This window comes from Bacillus cereus group sp. N12, assembly GCF_016483575.1.
In the GTDB taxonomy this organism is placed as follows: Bacteria; Bacillota; Bacilli; order Bacillales; family Bacillaceae_G; genus Bacillus_A; species Bacillus_A toyonensis.
On the sequence record NZ_JAEHBO010000291.1, the window covers coordinates 1 to 233 of the forward strand.

The following is a 233-nucleotide window of genomic DNA, read 5'->3' on the forward strand; positions in this document are numbered from 1 at the left end:
ATGCTATATGTAGGAACGGATGAAAAAAAATTACTCGTCGATGCCGGTTTAAGTGGTAAAGCAACAGCGGCTTTATTTAAACAAGCAGAACTGAATATAAATGATGTATCAGTTATTATTGTCACACATGAGCATAGTGACCATATTAAAGGATTAGGTGTATTGGAGCGTAAATATGATTTACAAGTTTATGCGAACGAGAAAACATGGAATGCAATGGAACATTTAATTGT

At 33.9% G+C, this 233-nt stretch carries 1 protein-coding gene; it reads left to right on the forward strand.

All coding sequences use genetic code 11. From position 1 onward, the window contains the following. Positions 1–233: MBL fold metallo-hydrolase (locus JDS92_RS30535; protein WP_199633075.1), on the forward strand; the 233-nt coding region annotated here is incomplete at its 3' end.